Raw genomic sequence first — 19,438 nt, 5'->3', positions numbered from 1 at the left:
AATGATCTCCTATTTGACCGGTTCTACTTTCACCGGAATTTTGATCGGGACCTTACCGCGCTGTTTCCATTTGTCGCCACCGAACAGATTGACCTTGTCGTCCCCGGAACAGCCGTTGCCGAAACTGAAGCCACAGCCGCCTTGTTCGCTGTAGGCATCGAATGCGGACCCTGCATATTCGCGGTGGCTGGTCGGAATGACGAAACGGTCCTCGTAGCCGGCGATGGCCATGTAACGGTACATGTCTTCGACCTGCGCCTGCGTTAAGCCAACCTGCTCCAGCACCTCGGTATTGATTTGGCCATCAACGGTTCTGCCGCGCATATAGACGCGCATCGCCAGCATGCGTTCCAGCGCCAGCGCCACCGGTTCTTCCTTGCCGGCAGTCAACAGATTGGCGAGATAACGTACCGGTATGCGCAATGAACGGACGTCCGGAATATTGTCGTTCATACCGATTGTGTCGTTTTCAGCCGCAGCTTGAATGGGAGACAGCGGCGGCACATACCAAACCATCGGCAGGGTCCGGAATTCCGGATGCAACGGAAACGCGACTTTCCAATCCAACGCCATTTTGTAGACCGGCGAGGCCTGGGCGGCGGTCAGCCAGGACTCCGGTATGCCTTCCTTGCGCGCCTCGGTTAACACGGCTTCGTCGAAAGGGTCCAGGAACACATCTAGTTGTTGCTGATATAAATCCTGTTCCGACTCGCAGCCGGCCGCCGCTTCGATGCGGTCGGCATCGTACAGCAGTACGCCTAAATAGCGGATGCGGCCAACGCAGGTTTCCGAGCATACGGTGGGTTCGCCGGCTTCGATCCGCGGATAGCAGAAGACGCATTTTTCCGATTTACCAGTTTCCCAGTTGTAATAAATCTTTTTGTAGGGGCAAGCGGACACGCACATCCGCCAGCCGCGGCATTTATCCTGGTCGATCAAAACGATGCCGTCCTCTTCGCGTTTGTATATCGATCCGCTGGGACAGGCGGCGACGCAGGTCGGATTAAGACAATGCTCACACAGCCTCGGTAAATACATCATGAAGGTGTTTTCGAATTCGCCGTACATATCCTTTTGCACTTGCTCGAAATTGACATCGCGGGACCGCGATTCGAATTCGGTGCCGAGAATTTCCTCCCAGTTCGGGCCACCTTCGATTTTTTCCATGCGTTCGCCGGTGATCACCGAATAAGGTCTGGCCGTCGGCGCCGTTTTCGATGTCGGTGCATTTTGCAAATGACTATAATCGAAATCGAAGGGTTCGTAATAATCTTCAATGCCCGGCATGTTGGGATTGGCGAAAATATTGGCCAGGGATTTCAGCTTGCCGCCCTGTTTCGGCTCGATCTTACCGTTGATTTTGCGTACCCAGCCGCCGTTCCATTTTTCCTGATTTTCCCATTGCTTGGGAAAACCGATTCCGGGTTTGGTTTCCACGTTGTTGAACCAGGCGTACTCGGCGCCGGTTCGCGAGGTCCAGACGTTCTTGCAGGTGATGGAACAGGTGTGACAGCCGATGCATTTGTCCAGGTTCAGGACCATGCCGATTTGTGCGCGAATTTTCATTTATGCATCCTCTCCCTGTTCGGGGCTTCGACTGGGTTCATCCATCCAATCGACTTTGTTGGTTTTGCGGACAATGACGAATTCATCGCGATTCGAACCGACGGTGCCATAGTAGTTGAAACCGTAACTTTGCTGGGCATAGCCACCGATCATATGGGTCGGTTTCAGCGTCACCCGGGTGACCGAATTATGGATGCCGCCGCGACGACCGGTAATTTCCGAACCCGGCGTATTGAGGGTTTTTTCCTGGGCGTGATACATCAGGGTCATGCCTTCCGGCACCCGTTGACTGACCACTGCCCGCGCCGTCAATGCGCCGTTGACATTGAACGCTTCGATCCAATCGTTGTCTTTGATATTCGCTTTGGCGGCATCGATTTCGCTGATCCAGACGATAGGCCCGCCGCGTGACAAGGTCAACATCAGCAAATTATCGGTGTAAGTGCTATGGATGCCCCATTTCTGGTGAGGGGTCAGGAAATTCAATACCACTTCGGGATTGCCGTTGGGTTTCTTTTCCAGCATCGGTTCGATCGTACGGGTGTCGACCGGCGGTTTATAGACGCATAAGGTCTCGCCGAACGCGCGCATCCAGGCGTGGTCCTGAAAGAACTGCTGGCGTCCGGTCAAGGTGCGCCAGGGGATACGTTCATGCACATTGGTGTAGCCTGCGTTGTAACAGACTTTTTCGGATTCCACGCCACTCCAGGTGGGCGAGGAAATAATCTTGCGCGGCTGCGCCTGAATGTCGTGGAAGCGAATTTTGTCATCTTCGCGCGGCAACGCCAGAGGAGTGTGGTCGAGCCCGGTGACCTTACCGAGCGCCGCCCAGGCTTTGACCGCGACCTGGCCGTTGGTTTCCGGCGCCAGCGAGAGTATCACTTCGGCTGCGTCGATGTCCGAGTCGATGCGCGGCAGGCCTTGGCTGATGCCTTCTTCGGTCACGCGATGATTCAGGTCGCCCAGAAACTCGACTTCGTCTTCGGTATTCCAGGCAATGCCTTTGCCGCCGTTGCCGACTTGGGTCATCAGCGGGCCCAGTGCCGTGAACATCTTATAGGTATTGGGATAGTCGCGTTCGACGACCACCAGGTTCGGCAGGGTTTTACCGGGGACCGGTTCGCACTGGCCTTTTTTCCAGTCCTTGACAGCCATTGCTTGAGCAAGTTCTCCCGGAGTATCGTGCAGGGTGGGAACGGCGACAATGTCCTTTTCGATGCCGAGATGGCCGGCCGTCAACTCCGAGAATTTGCGCGCGATGCCCTTGTAAATTTCCCAGTCCGAGCGCGATTCCCAGGCCGGATCGACGGCTTTGGACAAGGGATGAATGAAGGGGTGCATGTCCGATGTATTTAGATCGTTTTTTTCATACCAGGTCGCCGTCGGGAGAACGATATCGGAATAGAGGCAGGTAGTGGACATCCTGAAATCCAGCGTCACCAAAAGATCGAGCTTGCCTTCCGCGCCTTCGTCGCGCCAAACCACTTCGGACGGTTTGTCGCCGCCTTCGGCGCCCAAGTCCTTGCCTTGAAGGCCATGCTGGGTACCCAATAAATACTTAAGGAAATATTCATGGCCTTTGCCGGACGAGCCGAGCAGGTTGGAACGCCAGACGAATAGGTTGCGCGGAAAGTTGTGCGGATGATCCGGGTCTTCGCAGGACATTTTCAGACTGCCGTCCTTCAAGCCGGCCACGACGAAATCGACCGGCTTTTGTCCGGCTTTTTCGGCCGCTTTAGTGATTTCCAGCGGGTTGGTCTGCAGTTGCGGCGCCGATGGCAGCCAACCCATGCGTTCGGCGCGGACGTTATAATCGATCAGGCTGCCCGGCCAATCCTTGGGGTCGGCCAGCGGCGACAGGATTTCGTTGATTTTGAGCTTCTCGTAACGCCACTGGCTGGTGTGATTATAGAAAAACGAGGTGCCGTTCATATGCCGGGGCGGACGTTTCCAGTCCAGGCCGAAAGCCAGCGGCAGCCAGCCCGTTTGGGGGCGCAATTTTTCCTGACCGACATAATGCGCCCAACCGCCGCCGGATTGCCCGATACAACCGCACAGCATCAGTAGGTTGATGATGCCCCGGTAATTCATGTCCATGTGATACCAGTGATTGATGCCGGCGCCGAGAATCACCATCGATCGGCCTTTGGTTTTCTCCGCATTGGCGGCGAATTCGCGGGCTACCGCGATGACATTTTGGCGTTTGACACCGGTGATTTTTTCCTGCCAGGCCGGCGTATAAGGGACATCGGCATCGTAGGAATCGGTGACATTGGCGTCGCCCAGGCCGCGATCGATACCGTAATTGGCGATCAGTAAATCGAATACCGTGGTAGCCAGTACCTCGGTGCCGTCGGCCAGGGTGATTGTTTTGACCGGGACATGGCGTTGTTGAATGGGATCGTGCGCTGAATGGGTGAAATGCGGATGCTGCGAGCCGCCAAAGTAAGGAAAGCCGACCGCGGCGACATTATCTTTGATTTCGTTTAAACTCAAACGCAATCTGACCTCGGTCCCGGCCGATTTTTGTTCGATATTCCAGCGCCCGCTTTCGCCCCAGCGGAAACCGATGGAGCCGTCGGGCGGTACGATCTGACCGTTGATTTCATCGTAAGCGACGGGTTTCCAGTCCGGGTTGTTCTCTTGCCCGAGCGACCCTAAAAAATCCGAGGCTCTCAAGAAACGGTCCTGCACATAGTAACCGTCTTGTTCTTTCAGCTGCACCAAAAACGGCAAATCGGTATTTTCCCGGACATACTCAGTGAAATAGTCGCTTTGTTTTTGGATGTAGAATTCTTTAAGAATTACATGGCCCAGTGCCATCGCTAAGGCGGAATCGGTGCCTTGTTTGGGATGCAGCCATAAGTCGGCGAATTTGCTGGCTTCGGAATAATCCGGTGTGACCACCACGACCTTGGCGCCTTTGTAGCGGGCTTCGGTCATGAAATGGGCATCCGGGGTGCGAGTCTGCGGCACGTTGGAGCCCCACATCATGATGAAGCCGGCGTTGTACCAATCCGCCGATTCCGGCACGTCGGTCTGCTCGCCCCAGGTTTGCGGCGAGGACGGCGGCAGGTCGCAGTACCAGTCGTAGAAGCTCAGGTTGACGCCGCCGATCAACGACAGATAACGGCTACCGGCGGCATAGGACACCATCGACATGGCCGGAATCGGAGAAAATCCGACAATACGATCCGGACCGAACTTTTTGGCGGTATAAACATTGGCGGCGGCAATGATTTCGTTGACTTCCGCCCAGTCGGCGCGAATCAGGCCGCCCATGCCGCGCTTGCTTTTGTATTCCTTGGCTTTGGACGGATTCTCGACAATGGAGGCCCAGGCCTCGACCGGCTCCAGAGTTTTTCTGGCTTCGCGCCATAAGCGCACCAGGCGGCTCCGAATCATCGGATATTTGAGCCGGTTGGCGCTGTATAAATACCAGGAATAACTGGCCCCGCGCGGACAGCCGCGCGGTTCGTGATTGGGTAGATCGGGGCGGGTGTGAGGATAATCGGTTTGCTGCATTTCCCAGGTAACCAGGCCGTTTTTGACATAGATTTTCCAACTGCAGGAACCGGTGCAATTGACGCCGTGGGTCGAACGGACGATTTTGTCGTGTTGCCAGCGTTGGCGGTAGCTGTCTTCCCAACTTCGATCTTCATTGGTGACGACGCCATGATCGCCGGAATAGGTGTCTACTGTTTTCTTGAAAAACATCAAGCGGTCGAGGAAATGGCTCATTATGTGTACCTATTATCGTAGGCTAGCGTGAGAAAACTTATCGGATTACCTGGCGTTAACCCGATTCTTGAAAACCATATCAACACGGCATCAGCGCATTTTTGCGGGCGTAATACCACCAGGTGATGCCGATACAGCTCAGATAAAAACCGATAAAGCACCAGAAAGCGGCATCCGTTGTACCGGTCAAGCTGATCGATGTGCCGTAACTTTTCGGTATGAAGAAAGCGCCGTAGGCGGCAATGGCCGAGCTGAACCCCAAGACGGCAGCGGACTCCTTGGCGGCATTGCGCCGGGCCTGGTTGATGAAGGCTTCGGCTTGACCCTCGGCTTCACGCAAGCGTTCGGTCATGAAGATGACCGGAATCATCCGGAACGTGGAGCCATTTCCAATGCCGGTGGTCAGAAACAACAGCATGAACATCATGAAGAAGCCGGCAAAACTGCCCGCCGTCCCGTCGTGCGGCATGAAATGCAAAACACCGAACACTGTAGCGGTCATGACGATAAAATTCCATAAGGTTACCCGGGCGCCGCCCAGTTTATCGGCCATCCAACCGCCGACAGGCCGGCTCAGCGCACCGACCAGTGGCCCTAAAAAAGCGAACTGGGTGGGGTTCTGTTCAGGAAACAAGATTTTGATCAACATGGGGAAACCGGCCGAATAACCGATGAACGAACCGAAGGTGCCGGTATAAAGCCAGCACATCAGCCAGTTGTGTTTACGTTTGAAAATGACGGCCTGATCTTTGAACGAAGCTTTGGCCGAGGCAATGTCGTTCATGCCGAACCAGGCGGCCAGTGTGGTAAGCAGAATAAATGGCACCCAGATAAAACCGGCATTTTGTAACCAGATCGATTTCGTCACACCGTCTTTAACCCATACTTGCGGCTCGCCGCCTAGACTACCGAAAATGCCCGACGCAATCACCAAAGGCACGACGAATTGCACGGTACTGACGCCAAGATTACCCAAGCCGGCATTCAATCCCAGCGCCGTACCTTTTTGCGCCTGTGGATAGAAAAAACTGATGTTGGCCATGCTGGAAGCGAAATTGCCGCCACCAAAGCCGCATAACAAGGCCAAAACCACCATTAATAAATAGGGCGTCTGCGGATTTTGTACGGCAAAGCCTATCCAGATAGCCGGTAACAATAAAGATCCTGTACTGATGCTGGTCCAACGACGACCGCCAAAAATAGGCACCATGAAGGAATAGAAAATCCGCAACGTGGCGCCGGACAAGCCGGGCAATGCCGCCAACCAGAACAATTGATTGGTGGTATAAGTGAAGCCGATGTTCGGCAAGTTGATGACCACCACGCTCCAGACCATCCAGACTGCAAACGCCAATAATAAGGCCGGGATGCTAATCCAGAGATTACGGCTGGCAATTTTTTTACCGCTTGTCGCCCAAAAAGTTTTATCTTCCGGATTCCACTCGGTCAACAGCAGATCGGATGGAGAACTGAGTTCGGGCAAGTCGGTGGATATTTCAGCCAGACCCGGTACGGCGCTACGTTCGGAACGAATGATAGCAAAGTGCATCCAGGTCAACGCAATCATCACCAGCACGAACATCAACATGAAACAGCTGCTCCATAGATTGGTCAAGTCGTTCAACATGCCGAAAGTCAACGGCAGCAGGAAACCGCCCAGGCCGCCGATCATTCCGACGGCGCCGCCGACCGAACCGACATTGTTGGGATAATAAACCGGAATATGTTTGTAAACGGCCGCCTTACCGAACGACATGAACAGACCCAGCACCGCCATCAGAAAAACAAACCAGCCGGGTTGGATCGCGAAGCTGAAGCGAATATCGCCTTCGATTCCATGCACGATGTAATCGGTCGGCGGATAGGACAGCACAAAGGTACAAACGGCTGCGACGATAAAGGTCCAGTACATGATAGTACGAGCACCGAAGCGGTCAGCCAGCCAACCGCCGAGCGCCCGGAACAAACTGGCGAAAATCGAGTAAATAGCCGCCAGCATGCCGGCAGTCTTAATATCGAATCCGTAAGCGCCGATCATGTAGCGCGGCAACCATAAAGCTAACGCAACAAACCCGCCGAAGACGAAGAAATAATACAGCGAGAATCGCCAGACCTGGATATTCTTCAAAGGCTGGAGTTGCGCCATGAAACTAACGCCTTTGATATGTGCCGCTTGCCGGGTTTTTAAGGACGGGTCGTCTTCGCTCACCAGCCAGAAAATGACGGCGGTCAAGAGTAAAACGCCTGCCCACACTTGGGCAACAGCATGCCAGCCATAAGCTACCATCACGAACGGTGCGCTAAATTTTGTGATTGCCGCACCGATATTGCCCAAGCCGAAAATCCCCAGGGCGGTGCCTTGTTTTTCAGCCGGGAACCAGCGTGAGACATAAGCGATACCCACCGCAAACGAACCGCCGGCAACCCCGACGCCCAATGCCGCAAGCAGATACATAATGTAAGTATGGGCAGTGGTTAATAACAAGGTGGAGATCGCGGCGGTAATCATCACCAGCAAGTAGATGATACGTCCGCCGTAGATATCGCTCCAGATACCTAACAGCAGCCGGACCAGCGATCCCGATAAAATCGGCGTGCCGACCAAAAGCCCGAATTCCGTTTCGCTTAATTGCAGCTCTTGCTGAATTTGAATACCGATAATGGAAAAAATGGTCCAGACCGCAAAACAGACGATAAAGGCCAGTGTGCTAGTGGTTAAGGCGCGACATTGCTGTGGCGTATTCGTACTGCTGACCATTGACTGTCCTTTAATTATGGTGTTGGTTATTACTAAAGTTTCGGAGTTCAGGGAATAGAGTAAGCCTTTGATATATAAGTAAATAAGCGTTCTAAAGAGGTATAATATTGGGTGTCTTGAATCCAACATCAAACCCCAAATAGAACGCCTATGCATCGTGCCACACAACTCACCGAACTTCCAGCCCTGACCGTTGATTTTTGGATCGCGGCGGCATATTAATGGATAACGTCTTTGCCAGTCTTTGGAAACAGGTCGGGATGAAAGCCGTGTTGAGTCGGGCCGGTTTCAGGAAGCGCTCGGGTACGTCCATCGATGAAGTGCTTTATGCCTTGACGTTATGGCTGTGGTTGAAAAAGACGTTTGTCCGCGAAGATCTACAAGGAGGCATGGGCAAAGATGTGCTCTATGACACGATGAATCGGGAGGATCTGAATTGACGTAAGGTTCATGAACAAATCGCGCATAAGGCCGTGCGGACTGTCAAGGCAAGCGAGGTGAAAAGGGGACAGGCTGAAAAGGGGACAGGCTGCTTTTATATCAAAACAAAGTAATTATTCAGCGTATTTTTATCAGAGGGGAGTAGGCTATTGATTTATCGGGCTGTCTGCAACAGGACGTTGCAGCCAGAGCTTACATGGATGTATTCACGCGTCCCGAGAGATCAATGGTCTACTCCCTAAACCCTGAAAGATACTGAATAGTAACAAAACTAATTGGTTAAGATATGTAATAGTGTTAGCTGGAAAGCACCGCGGAAGGCCCAGAAAAAGAGTGGAGCATGAGAAAAGAGCCTGTCCCTGAGGTATCCCCACAAAATAGTCATATAAAACAATTTTCTATAGCTAAAAATTGATAGATAAATTGTTTATTCGGGTCTAATTGTTGAAATACATAATCTTTCAGCTTCGCCGGGAAGGCCCTATGTCGACCATCAGTTTACTCCATCATTTGATCAAACTGGCACTTCCTGAGCTTCATCGAACCCGGCTTAAATCGCTCATGGCGACCGTAGAGGCTGGCTTGACAGGCGCCTCGGTATCGCTAACGGCCCTGGGGCGCGCACTTTCCGGCCCGTCTTATATCAAACACAAAATCAAGCGCATCGACCGTCTCCTCGGCAATCCCAATCTCAAGTCTGAGCGCCAAAAGCTCTATGGGGTCATGACACAGTGGTCATTACAGTCATTGTCCTTACCTTTGATTCTTATCGACTGGTCACCGCTCACCGCCGATCAAAGTCAACAGTTATTACGCGCGGCGCTACCGACCGGCGGTCGTACCATTACCTTATACGAGGAAGTCCACCCACGCAAAAAACTGGGGAACCCCAAGGTTCAACAGCAGTTTCTGCGTCGTCTTCAGGAACTGCTTCCGCCCGGCGTTCCCCCCATCATTGTCGCCGACTCCGGGTTTCGCACCCCGTTTTTTCGGGCCGTCGAAGCCCTCAATTGGCATTGGTTGGGTCGGATTCGCGGCCGAGATTTTATCGCTTGGGCCGATGAGCCCAAGCAATGGCTCCCCGCCAAATCCTTGCATGCTCGCGCTACACGCAAAGCCAAATGCCTGGGTAAGGCTCTTTGGGTTCGCAGCAATCCGTTACCCGGGACCTTAGTCGCGTTTTACCGTGCCCCCAAACATCGTAAAGATCTGACAGTTCAACACCGCCCCGCTCAATCCAGATCCAGTCGGAAACAGGCGACACGCGAAAAAGAGCCCTGGTTACTGGTCGTTTCGCCCTCGTTGAAGGATTATACGCCGGTTGATGTCGTGAATTATTATCGTTCCCGCATGCAAATCGAGGAAGGTTTCCGAGACACGAAAAGCGCGCATTATGGCGCCGACTTAACTCAAGACAGCCGAATAAACGCCGAACGACGTGCGAATTTATTATTGATTGCAGCGCTTATCATTTTTGCGCTTTGGCTGATTGGGCTGGGCTTGAAAGGCACTGCCATCGAACGGCAAATCAAAGTCTGCAGCAATCGTGATCGTTCACCTTATTCGGTCATTTTTCTTGCTCGTATCGCCTGTCAATATGTGGTATTTGAGTTGCAGGAAAATTTATTGGAACACGCTCAAGCTCTCTTGGTTGGTTATTTCAGCACCCTGGAAAAAGCGTAATTTGTGGGGATACCTCAGAGCCTGTCCCCTTTTTTGATGTTAAAGAGAACTATGAGGGGTATACGGGATCGTAGATGAAACCAGTGGCATCAATTAGCTGTGGTTGTGTGTTGGGATTTAATCTTTTTACGCTATTGAGAATCTATCTTAGCTTGTTTTGGAGCTGGGATGGTGTGGATTTTGCTGGAAATCAGGTAATCTGCTTTGCTGCGGATAGTTTGGTAATATAAAGGTTAGTTTCGGTTCCAAGCAGTTGGTGTGTTTTTATGCGCGGCAATAGCGCTATCGGCGAAAATTGACGATCTAGAATGATATCGAGCTGATTGATTTGGATAGGTGCGGGGCTTACGAATTGAATCGTAATTCAGGATCTGGGGATTTTAATGGCGGAGAGGCAGGGATTCGAACCCTGGGAACCTCTCGGTTCAACGGTTTTCAAGACCGCCGCTTTCGACCACTCAGCCACCTCTCCGCAAGAGCCGACTATAATACCCTAAAGATTTGTGATAATCCAGTACTAAATGCGAGATTGATGAATTTTTTTCGATTGTGGGGCTAGGTCACTGAATTTTGATTTTTCAGTTGAAAAAAGATCCGCTCAGACATCCTCAAAGATTTGTTCATGGTCACTCAATTAAGAACGACCTAAACAATCTAAAGAGAAAATCCAAACGGATGCTCTACTATCTCCGAGTTCAATTATATAGAAGAGAAATTTTGGTATAAATCATAATATAGTTTATAAATTATATATTAAAGATTTATAAGACGAGTGCGTTTATGGATAAGTTAAACAATATGCGTGTTTTTTGTCGTATTGTGGAGTTGGGTACTTTTGCAGCGGTCGCCAGGGAGATGAATCTGTCTGCGATGATGATTAGCAAATACGTCGCCCAGCTTGAACAGTCCTTAGGGGTTGTGTTGTTGAATAGGACTACCCGAAGCTTGAATTTAACGGAAGCGGGAGAAGCCTATTACACCAGAAGTAAGCAATTACTGGAAGATCTGGCCGAACTCGATGAAGCCACGGCTCAATTGGGAGGCAGCGTTAAAGGGGTCATGAAAATTAGCGCACCGATTGATTTCGGGGGGATCTACATGGTGCCTGCTATCGAGGCTTATCAAAAAGAATACCCGGATGTGAAAATTTTGATGTCTCTGGACAACAAATATCAAAATCTAAGGGATGGCTTGTTTGATATGGTGATTGTCGTCACCGATTGCCTGGATCAGGGAGTCGTGGCCCGAAAAATTACCTCGACCGAACTAGGCACTTATGCGTCGCCTGAATATATCGCCCGGCATGGCGCTCCCGAGACCTTGGCGGATTTGTCCGCTCATCGTTGTTTGCATTATGTCAATACGCCGCATGGCGATTACTGGGTATTCAATAACAACGGCAAGACAGAGAAAATTAAGATCGATTGGTATTTCGCCACCAATAATGGTCGGGCATTGTCGCAAGCGGCTACGATGGGTATGGGAATCATGCGGGCCCCGAAGCTGTCGGTGCATGATTATTTGCAGCAAGGCCGCCTGGTGGAAGTCTTGCATGACTACCGAATTCCGTCCTTGTCGGTCTACGCGACTTATTTGCAAAGACGATTTTATCCGGCGAAATTGTCCAGCTTCGTGGATTTTTTAATTAAATATTTTGCTCGGCAGTATTGATAGTCTGTTATGTTGAGAGGAGTCAAGTCAAGGGTGGAAGAAAAGTGGACAGCAGTGAATTAAAGCCCATTGCTGGCGGCGGGCTGTTGGACCGTCGTTTGTTTATGCAAAAAGGGCTTTGTTTTTCGTTAGCGGCGATGGCTGCTGGGTCATCTGAGGCTTCAATGTCTTCAAGTCAGCGTTTGCCCTGGATGCGCGAGCCGGGGAAGGCGTTTTCCAATTACGGACAGCCTTCGCCGTATGAAAGACGGACGATACGCTGGACGATGGGCAATGAGATGGCGCCAGGCAACGGTGTGTCGTGGACTCCTTTGCATGATCTGGAGGGCATGATTACTCCGAACGGTTTGCATTTTGAGCGCCATCATAACGGAGTGCCGCAAATCGATCCGCAACAACATCAGTTGTTGATACATGGTTTGGTGAGACAGGCCTTGGTCTTTGATTTACAGGATTTATTACGTTATCCGATGACATCCTGTTTGTGTTTTGTTGAATGTGGCGGCAACAGTAATGCCGGCTGGCATCGTCGTCCTATTCAGACGGCGGCGGGGTATTTTCATGGCATGGCGTCATGCAGCGAATGGACCGGTGTGCCGCTGCGCATTTTGCTGGAAGAAGCGAAAGTCAAAGGCGGTGGCAAGTGGATGATTGCAGAAGGCGCCGATGCGGCGGCGATGAATATCAGCATTCCTCTGGAGAAAGCCTTCGATGATTGCATTCTGGCCTTGTATCAGAATGGTGAGCGCATTCGCCCGGAGAACGGTTACCCATTACGCTTGATCGTGCCCGGCTGGGAGGGCGTCGTCAATGTCAAGTGGTTAAGGCGCCTGCATATCACCAACCGGCCTACGATGGCGCGTAATGAAACGGCCAAATATACCGATTTGTTACCTAGTGGCAAGGCGCGGCAGTTCAGTTTTGTCATGGACGCCAAGTCGTTGATTACCAGTCCTTCATTCGGACAACGGCTGTTGGAACCGGGGCTTTATCAAATCAGTGGATTGGCTTGGAGCGGCAGAGGTCGAATTGCCAGGGTCGAAGTTTCCGCGGATGGCGGCGAAAGCTGGGCTGAAGCGGAGTTGCAGGCGCCGGTGTTGGCGAAATGTTTTACACGGTTCAGAATTCCCTGGCAATGGGAGGGTGATAACACCGTTATCAAAAGCCGTGCGGTTGATGAAAGCGGCTATGTGCAACCTGAACGCGAGGCGTTAATTGCTCGGCGTGGGAGGCATGGTTATTTTCATTACAACGCTATAGTCAGCTGGAAAATTTCGGCGCAGGGCGACATCAGTCATGTTTATTGATAAAGTAAATGCGACTATATTGAAACTCATGCCGGCCTTGGGCCTTGCTGGCGAGAATTACGCTAAGGCGCAAATGCGTAGGCTCTGCCGACTCTTGTCGGCGCTTCACGCGGGGCGGGTTATTTACTCGCCCCGTAACTGTTCGCCTCACTTATCGAACGCGGCAGGGCCGATTTTTGCTCCTCGGCAATTGCTCCTGCATTGCTCTACTACATGCCATCCTTGGCATTATCGGCAATTGCTCCTGCATTGCTCTACTACATGCCGTCCTTGGCATTATGGCAAAATCGGCATTTCCGCCATCCATGGTGGTCAGCATGTAGGGTGGATAAGCCTGAAGGGCGCATCCACCAAAGATGCCGACCCGGTGGATGCGCTCCGCTTATCCACGAATGGGGTGAGTAGTTACCTCGCCCCGAACGTTCAACTTGTTTATGGAACGGTTGAATCGTTCAGAACGGGGGTTGCAAACCCCGTTCCGCTCAAAGGATGAAAATATGATTAGGCAAAAGTGCAGGCGACGCGTCATCGTGATGGGGGTATCGCTTTTGACTGCTTGCCATGGCGAAATCAGGCAGCAAGGTCCCGGCTTAGGTCGGCCGGCGTCGGAAGCGATGGTTAAAAACTGGAATATCGATGTTTTCCCGGACGGCGTCGGCTTGCCCGAGGGGCGGGGCAGCGCGATGGAAGGCAATGTGGTTTATCAACGCCATTGTCAGCAATGTCACGGTGTCGAAGGGAGTGGCGACAGCGCCGATGAGCTGGCGGGCGCGCTGCATGGCTTGACTGATGAGCCTCCGGATAAGACGATCGGCACTTATTGGCCTTATGCGACGACGCTATTTGATTTCACTCGCCGCGCCATGCCATTAACTGCGCCCGGCAGTTTGACGAACGATCAGTTATACGCCGTCACCGCTTATCTACTCTATTTAAATGGCATTATTCAGGAGCGCGAGGTGATGAACGCAGCCACGCTGGCAAACGTTAAAATGCCGAATCGACACGGTTTCATCAATCATTATCAACAAGAAAAATAATCAACCCGGCTAAGCCATGCATTCCGTCAACATTTCAGATTTGTCTATATTGCTCATTGAACCCTCTAAAACCCAGTTGAAGGTGATCGTTAAACATCTAAACGAGCAGGGGGTGAGCCGTATCGATGGCGTTGCAACAGGCGAAGCCGCGCTTGAGAAATTAACGCGACACCAGTGCGATCTGGTGATCAGCAGCCTGTATTTGCCTGATATGATGGCTACGGAGCTGGTTGACCGTGTTAAGAATACCGAAGCATTCAAAGAAATACCGTTTATGTTGATTTCCAGCGAGACTCGATTTGCGGTGTTGGACGAAATTCGTCAAGCCGGGGTGGTTGCGATTCTGCCGAAACCCTTCGACCGAGCCGATTTAAAACGGGCGCTGCGGGCGACGATCGATTTTATCGATCCTCGGGAAATGGAATTGGAGCATTATGATGTCGAGAGCATTCGGGTGTTGGTCGTCGATGACAGCAATCTAGCCAGAAAACATATTACCCGCGTGCTAAGTAACATGGGCATCAGGCAGATCCATCAGGCCGCCGATGGCAAAGAAGCCTTGCAAATATTCGAGCAGGCGCAGCAATCGTTTGATTTGATCGTGACCGACTACAATATGCCGGAAATGGATGGTCGGGAATTGATCCAAGCGATACGCGACGAATTACACAATGCCTATATTCCGATACTGATGGTGACCAGCGAACAGAACGAGGCCCGTTTAAGCAATATCCAGCGAGCAGGGGTTTCCGCGATCTGTGATAAGCCTTTCGAGCCTCAAACCGTGAAGGAAATGTTATATCGGGTGTTGGAAGAAGGATGAGAGGCGGCTAGTCAACGCAATGGGGCAATGCGTCCGCTTTCGCGGAAACGGCGATAATCGGCCAGCACCAGGGCATGATCAAAGGCCAGTTCATTCGGCAGGTCGTCCAAGGTGAAAATGGCGCAATGCTTGGCGTCATCGGCCGCTACCGGCTGGCCATGCGCCTGGGCGACATAAACGGCGGTGACGGTATGATTGCGGGGATCTCTGGCCGGGTTGGAATAAAGTCCCAGCAACGCGGATAATTCCACGCTCAGGCCGGTTTCCTCCTTGGCCTCGCGGACGGCTGCCTGTTCCATGGTTTCACCCAGGTCGACAAAGCCGCCCGGCAACGCCCAGCCGTAAGGCGGGTTGGCGCGCTCAATCAGTACCAAGGGGCGGCCGGGTTGGTCCGGCAACTCAATCAAGGTATCGGCGGCTAGCAGAGGGGTTACGGGTTTCGTCATGATCAAGTGCGGTGGTTAGGGGGTGAGTGATAGCTGTCCGGCGTCAGTACGGTGTTTTGCGGGGGATGACTGTCGTCGGGTTGCGGATAATCACGGGTGTAGTGCAGGCCGCGGCTTTCTTTGCGCTGTTGGGCGCAGCGAATAATCAATTCGGCGACCGTGACTAGGTTGCGCAGTTCCAACAGGTCGCTGCTGACGCGGAAGCTGCCATAGTATTCGGCGATTTCTTCTTTTAATAGGTTCAGCCTGTGCATGGCTCGGCTCAAGCGCTTGGTGGTGCGGACGATGCCGACGTAATCCCACATGAAGCGGCGTAATTCATCCCAGTTATGGGCGATTACGACTTCCTCGTCGGAATCGCTGACCTGGGATTCATCCCAGGTCGGTAGCATGACGGGGGCGGGCAATGAGTCGATAATGCGTCTGATATCCTCGTTGGCGCGTTCGGCGAATACCAGACATTCCAATAAGGAGTTGCTGGCCATGCGATTGGCGCCGTGCAGACCTGTGCAGGCGACCTCGCCGACGGCATAAAGGCCGGGAATGTCGGTGTGGGCGTGACTGTCGGTGACAATACCGCCGCAGGTGTAATGGGCCGCCGGCACCACCGGTATCGGTTGCTTGCTGATATCGATATCCAGCGCCAAACATTGGCGATAAATATTGGGGAAGTGTTGTTCAATGAATTCCTTGGGCTTGTGACTGATGTCTAGATAAACACAGTCGATGCCATGCTTTTTGATCTCGCTGTCGATAGCTCGGGCGACGATATCACGCGGGGCCAGTTCCAGACGCTCGTCATATTTTTGCATGAACGGCGAGCCGTCCGGCAATATCAAGCGCGCGCCTTCGCCGCGCACTGCCTCGCTGATCAGGAAGGAGCGGGCGCTGGGATGATAAAGGCAAGTGGGATGAAACTGCATGAATTCCATGTTGCTGACTCTGCAGCCGGCTCGCCAGGCCAGGGCGATGCCGTCACCTGTCGAAATATGCGGATTGGTCGAATACAGATAAACCTTGCTGGCGCCGCCGGTGGCCAACACGATAATCTTGGCGGCGATCGATTTGATCTGGCCGGCCTTGGCGTCTAGCACATAGGCGCCGCGTATAGCCTGTTTGGGTTCGCCTAGCTTCTTCGCAGTGATCAACTCGATGACATTGTGGTATTCCAGCAGATCGATATTCGGGTGTTCCTGCGCCCGTTCGATCAGGGATAATGAAACGGCTTTGCCTGTGGCGTCAGCAGTATGTACAATTCGTCTATGCGAATGGCCGCCTTCGCGGTTTAAGTGTAACTGTCGGGTGCCGTTTGCGGTTTGTTCTTCGGTGAACGTGACGCCTTGCTCGCGCAACCATTCAATGCTTTGTCGACCTTTTGAAACAGTCAGTCTAACGATTTCCGGGTCGCAAAGGCCAGCTCCTGCGATTAAGGTATCTTCTATATGAGATTCCAGCGAATCCTGCTCGTCAAAAACGGCGGAAATGCCGCCTTGGGCGTAATAAGTGCTGCCTTCGGTCAGGGCGAATTTAGACAGCACGCCAACGCGGGTTTTATCCGCCAGCTTTAAGGCTAGGCTGAGGCCGGCGCCGCCGCTGCCAATGATGAGGACATCGTAATTTTGTTGGGACTGAATGGGGGGGTAATGTTGAATCAATGGTATGTAATTGTTAGTGGCTAACGGCTTTGTTGAAGGCTAGCGGGAATCATAGCGTTTTTTAGGATGATAGCAATTTTTTTTGTAATCACAGAACTAATAAGGTTTAATTCTGTCCATTCAACCATAAAAACAGAACAGTGAACGAACAATCAAGGAATAATGCAGAGCTGGATAAAGAACTGGTCAAGCGAGTCCAGGAAGGGGACAAATCCGCCTATGATCTTCTGGTCATTAAATATCAGCACAAGATTGTGCAGCTGGTAAACAGATTTGTCAAAGATCCCAGTGAAGCTCAAGATGTCGCCCAGGAAGCGTTTATCAAGGCCTATCGCGCGTTAGGGAATTTTCGCGGTGACAGCGCTTTCTATACTTGGCTGTATCGTATCGCCATCAATACGGCTAAGAATTATCTGGTTTCCAGGTCTCGACGTTATTCCGATTATGAAGTGGATGTGCAGGATGCCGAGCAAGTGGAGAATGCGCCGCAATTAAAAGGCATGGATACGCCTGATAGCATACTGATGAACGAGCAGATTATTGAGGCGATCAAAAGCGCCATTGAAAAATTGCCGGATGAGATGCGTACTGCGATTATGCTAAGGGAATTTGAGGGTATGAGTTATGAAGAAATAGCTCAAGCCATGGATTGTCCGGTTGGAACGGTACGTTCACGCATTTTCAGAGCGCGTGAAGCGATTGATGAAAAATTAACCCCATTGCTCGATTAAAGGTGTTTTCGATGCAAGAAGAATGTAACAAAACAATTTCCCAGTTTATCGATGATGAGCTAGACCTGCAACAGGCTATATCGCTTATGCAAGGTGTGCAGAAAGAGACGGCATTGAGAAATAAATTAAACCGTTATCAGGTTATCAGTCAGGTATTAAAGTCCGAGCAGGTGGTCGTGCTGAAAGATGATTTTGTCGAACAAATTTCCGCACAGATCAAGGAGGAACCGGTTTATTTGTTGCCATCAAGAAAGGCAATGATTTCCTGGAAAAAAACTTCTTTGGCGGTTGCCGCTTCATTGGTCTTGATGGCGGTGTTTGTACCCAAGATATTGCAGCAGTCCCCCTCTGGTATCAGCGATAGCCTAGTCGTCGCCCAGCAGCGATCGCCTGCTGTGGATAACAAAGAAAATCTAGTCGTTGCCCAGCAGTCCTTGCAAATCCCTGAGCAGCGTCCGCAGGGTCGACCCGTCTCCAGGGCGTCTCGCTATTTGGCGAATCAGCGTTTTAATGACTATTTACAAGCCCACAGCAACAGCGTGTACACCATCGGCGCCTCCAATTACCAACCTTATGCACGGGTAACCGGTTACGACCAGGGAAGATAAACGTGTTACAACGATTGTTATTTCTGTTAGTAGTCTTTAGCTCCAGTGTTTTTGCCGAAGAGCAGGGCGGCCTGGAGTGGTTGGAAAAAATGAGCCGCGCGATGAAGGAGCTCAATTATCAGGGCACGGTCGCATTCATGAAGAACGGCCAGCTCGATACCATGAAATACAGTCATGCCGCCAAGAATGGCGTTGAGCAGGAGCGGTTATTGTCACTGAATTCGCCGATGCGCGAAGTGATCAGGGATTCAGGCAAGATTAGCTGTACCTTCAAGGAATCTCAAAAACGTATTGTCAATCATCGTCCGGTCAGTCAGTCTTTCATCATCGATTTGCCGCAACAGATTTCTCAATTGGCGGCCGTCTACAAGATTGTTGTCAGCGGGGAAGAAGCGGTTGCCATGAGGCCGGCGCGCGTCCTTGATATTCAGCCGCGCGATGATTATCGCTATAGTCGCAAGGTGTGGTTGGATAAGCAGCGCTTATTGCCGTTAAAAATTGAAGTTTACGACCTGAATGGGGCTATTTTGGAACAGGTTGTCTTTACCGATCTAAGTGTGGAGCCGCAGATTCCCTTCCTGGCGATTGATAATCATGAAGGCGATATGGATGTCCAACACATCCATCGGGTGCAGTCCGAATCCTTCGATAAGATCCCCTTTCAATTGCATAATCTGCCGGTCGGTTTCAACAAGGTGTTTTTTACCCGTATGTCGATGCATCAGTCATCGCAACCGGTTGAGCATTTATTGCTGAGTGACGGTTTCTCTTCGATATCCATTTATCTGGATGAAAAAACCGAGGATATGGAGGTTGGATTGCAAAACGTCGGTTCGGTCAATTCATTTACCCGCATCATCGCCGATTCGCAGGTGACAGTGCTGGGCGAGGTGCCGGCGAAAACCGTCGAGTATATTGCCCAAGGCATCACATTCAATTAGCCTTCATCTGGCGAGTTTGATCGAAAC

14 protein-coding genes and 1 tRNA gene are annotated in these 19,438 nt (G+C 51.7%); 9 read left to right on the top strand and 6 right to left on the bottom strand.

All coding sequences use genetic code 11. The features are described from left to right. Positions 1–9: 9 nt before the first annotated feature. The 3 genes from narH to Q9L42_RS17200 form a co-directional block, all read right to left on the bottom strand. Positions 10–1,566 carry a nitrate reductase subunit beta gene (gene narH, locus Q9L42_RS17210; protein ID WP_305907195.1) on the bottom strand — a complete coding sequence of 519 codons (1,557 nt, stop codon included), beginning with the start codon at positions 1,564–1,566 and terminating at the stop codon, positions 10–12. Beyond that, positions 1,567–5,307 carry a nitrate reductase subunit alpha gene (locus Q9L42_RS17205; protein WP_349431490.1) on the bottom strand — a complete coding sequence of 1,247 codons (3,741 nt, stop codon included), beginning with the start codon at positions 5,305–5,307 and terminating at the stop codon, positions 1,567–1,569. 79 nt (positions 5,308–5,386) lie between these two features. After that, positions 5,387–8,065, bottom strand: coding sequence for a nitrate/nitrite transporter (locus Q9L42_RS17200; protein WP_305907198.1), 2,679 nt, complete (start codon positions 8,063–8,065; stop codon positions 5,387–5,389). Positions 8,066–8,286: 221 nt separating this feature from the next. On the opposite strand from Q9L42_RS17200, the gene Q9L42_RS17195 reads away from it, so the two are divergent. Further along, entirely contained in the window at positions 8,287–8,505 is a 219-nt protein-coding gene (locus tag Q9L42_RS17195; RefSeq protein WP_305907199.1) for a hypothetical protein, read from the top strand. A 484-nt stretch (positions 8,506–8,989) separates the two neighbouring features. Then, positions 8,990–10,189: an IS4 family transposase gene (locus Q9L42_RS17190; RefSeq protein ID WP_305907200.1), complete on the top strand. Its 1,200-nt coding sequence runs from the start codon at positions 8,990–8,992 to the stop codon at positions 10,187–10,189. 384 nt (positions 10,190–10,573) lie between these two features. Here the strand turns inward: Q9L42_RS17190 and Q9L42_RS17185 are convergent. Further along, positions 10,574–10,661: transfer RNA gene (locus Q9L42_RS17185), tRNA-Ser, on the bottom strand. 308 nt (positions 10,662–10,969) lie between these two features. On the opposite strand from Q9L42_RS17185, the gene Q9L42_RS17180 reads away from it, so the two are divergent. The 4 genes from Q9L42_RS17180 (at position 10,970) to Q9L42_RS17165 (ending at position 15,030) form a co-directional block, all read left to right on the top strand. Then, positions 10,970–11,860, top strand: a complete 891-nt coding sequence (locus tag Q9L42_RS17180) for a LysR family transcriptional regulator (protein WP_349431489.1) — start codon at positions 10,970–10,972, stop codon at positions 11,858–11,860. Between the two features lie 44 nt (positions 11,861–11,904). Continuing rightward, positions 11,905–13,167, top strand: a complete 1,263-nt coding sequence (gene soxC / locus Q9L42_RS17175) for a sulfite dehydrogenase (RefSeq protein WP_305907202.1) — start codon at positions 11,905–11,907, stop codon at positions 13,165–13,167. A 497-nt stretch (positions 13,168–13,664) separates the two neighbouring features. Next, positions 13,665–14,207: a c-type cytochrome gene (locus Q9L42_RS17170; protein WP_305907203.1), complete on the top strand. Its 543-nt coding sequence runs from the start codon at positions 13,665–13,667 to the stop codon at positions 14,205–14,207. A 16-nt stretch (positions 14,208–14,223) separates the two neighbouring features. Further along, positions 14,224–15,030: a response regulator gene (locus Q9L42_RS17165; RefSeq protein ID WP_349431488.1), complete on the top strand. Its 807-nt coding sequence runs from the start codon at positions 14,224–14,226 to the stop codon at positions 15,028–15,030. A gap of 11 nt (positions 15,031–15,041) precedes the next feature. Here the strand turns inward: Q9L42_RS17165 and Q9L42_RS17160 are convergent, their stop codons facing one another. Both Q9L42_RS17160 and nadB read right to left on the bottom strand, forming a co-directional pair. After that, positions 15,042–15,476 carry an NUDIX hydrolase gene (locus tag Q9L42_RS17160; RefSeq protein WP_305907205.1) on the bottom strand — a complete coding sequence of 145 codons (435 nt, stop codon included), beginning with the start codon at positions 15,474–15,476 and terminating at the stop codon, positions 15,042–15,044. A 2-nt stretch (positions 15,477–15,478) separates the two neighbouring features. Then, positions 15,479–17,110 carry an L-aspartate oxidase gene (gene nadB / locus Q9L42_RS17155; protein WP_305910161.1) on the bottom strand — a complete coding sequence of 544 codons (1,632 nt, stop codon included), beginning with the start codon at positions 17,108–17,110 and terminating at the stop codon, positions 15,479–15,481. Positions 17,111–17,271: 161 nt separating this feature from the next. Between nadB and rpoE the strand changes: the two genes are divergently transcribed. From rpoE to Q9L42_RS17140, 3 genes are read left to right on the top strand one after another with little or no spacing between them, the layout of a single operon-like run. Continuing rightward, positions 17,272–17,862, top strand: a complete 591-nt coding sequence (rpoE, locus tag Q9L42_RS17150; RefSeq protein WP_305907206.1) for an RNA polymerase sigma factor RpoE — start codon at positions 17,272–17,274, stop codon at positions 17,860–17,862. Positions 17,863–17,873: 11 nt separating this feature from the next. Beyond that, positions 17,874–18,470, top strand: coding sequence for a sigma-E factor negative regulatory protein (locus Q9L42_RS17145; protein ID WP_349431487.1), 597 nt, complete (start codon positions 17,874–17,876; stop codon positions 18,468–18,470). 2 nt (positions 18,471–18,472) lie between these two features. Continuing rightward, positions 18,473–19,411, top strand: coding sequence for a MucB/RseB C-terminal domain-containing protein (locus tag Q9L42_RS17140; protein WP_305907209.1), 939 nt, complete (start codon positions 18,473–18,475; stop codon positions 19,409–19,411). Positions 19,412–19,438 lie beyond the last annotated feature (27 nt).

Source organism: Methylomarinum sp. Ch1-1, assembly GCF_030717995.2.
GTDB classification, from domain to species: Bacteria; Pseudomonadota; Gammaproteobacteria; order Methylococcales; family Methylomonadaceae; genus Methylomarinum; species Methylomarinum roseum.
Note: the sequence above shows the minus strand (reverse complement) of the source record. Positions and strands in the feature narration are given on the sequence as shown.

Bases quoted from the DNA above. Each gene is read 5' to 3' on its own strand.
- Q9L42_RS17205 (WP_349431490.1), bottom strand. From the start codon at position 5,307: ATGAGCCATTTCCTCGACCGCTTGATGTTTTTCAAGAAAACAGTAGAC.
- Q9L42_RS17195 (WP_305907199.1), top strand. From the start codon at position 8,287: ATGGATAACGTCTTTGCCAGTCTTTGGAAACAGGTCGGGATGAAAGCC.
- Q9L42_RS17200 (WP_305907198.1), bottom strand. From the start codon at position 8,065: ATGGTCAGCAGTACGAATACGCCACAGCAATGTCGCGCCTTAACCACT.
- Q9L42_RS17180 (WP_349431489.1), top strand. From the start codon at position 10,970: ATGGATAAGTTAAACAATATGCGTGTTTTTTGTCGTATTGTGGAGTTG.
- Q9L42_RS17145 (WP_349431487.1), top strand. From the start codon at position 17,874: ATGCAAGAAGAATGTAACAAAACAATTTCCCAGTTTATCGATGATGAG.
- Q9L42_RS17170 (WP_305907203.1), top strand. From the start codon at position 13,665: ATGATTAGGCAAAAGTGCAGGCGACGCGTCATCGTGATGGGGGTATCG.
- Q9L42_RS17165 (WP_349431488.1), top strand. From the start codon at position 14,224: ATGCATTCCGTCAACATTTCAGATTTGTCTATATTGCTCATTGAACCC.
- narH (WP_305907195.1), bottom strand. From the start codon at position 1,566: ATGAAAATTCGCGCACAAATCGGCATGGTCCTGAACCTGGACAAATGC.
- Q9L42_RS17160 (WP_305907205.1), bottom strand. From the start codon at position 15,476: ATGACGAAACCCGTAACCCCTCTGCTAGCCGCCGATACCTTGATTGAG.
- Q9L42_RS17190 (WP_305907200.1), top strand. From the start codon at position 8,990: ATGTCGACCATCAGTTTACTCCATCATTTGATCAAACTGGCACTTCCT.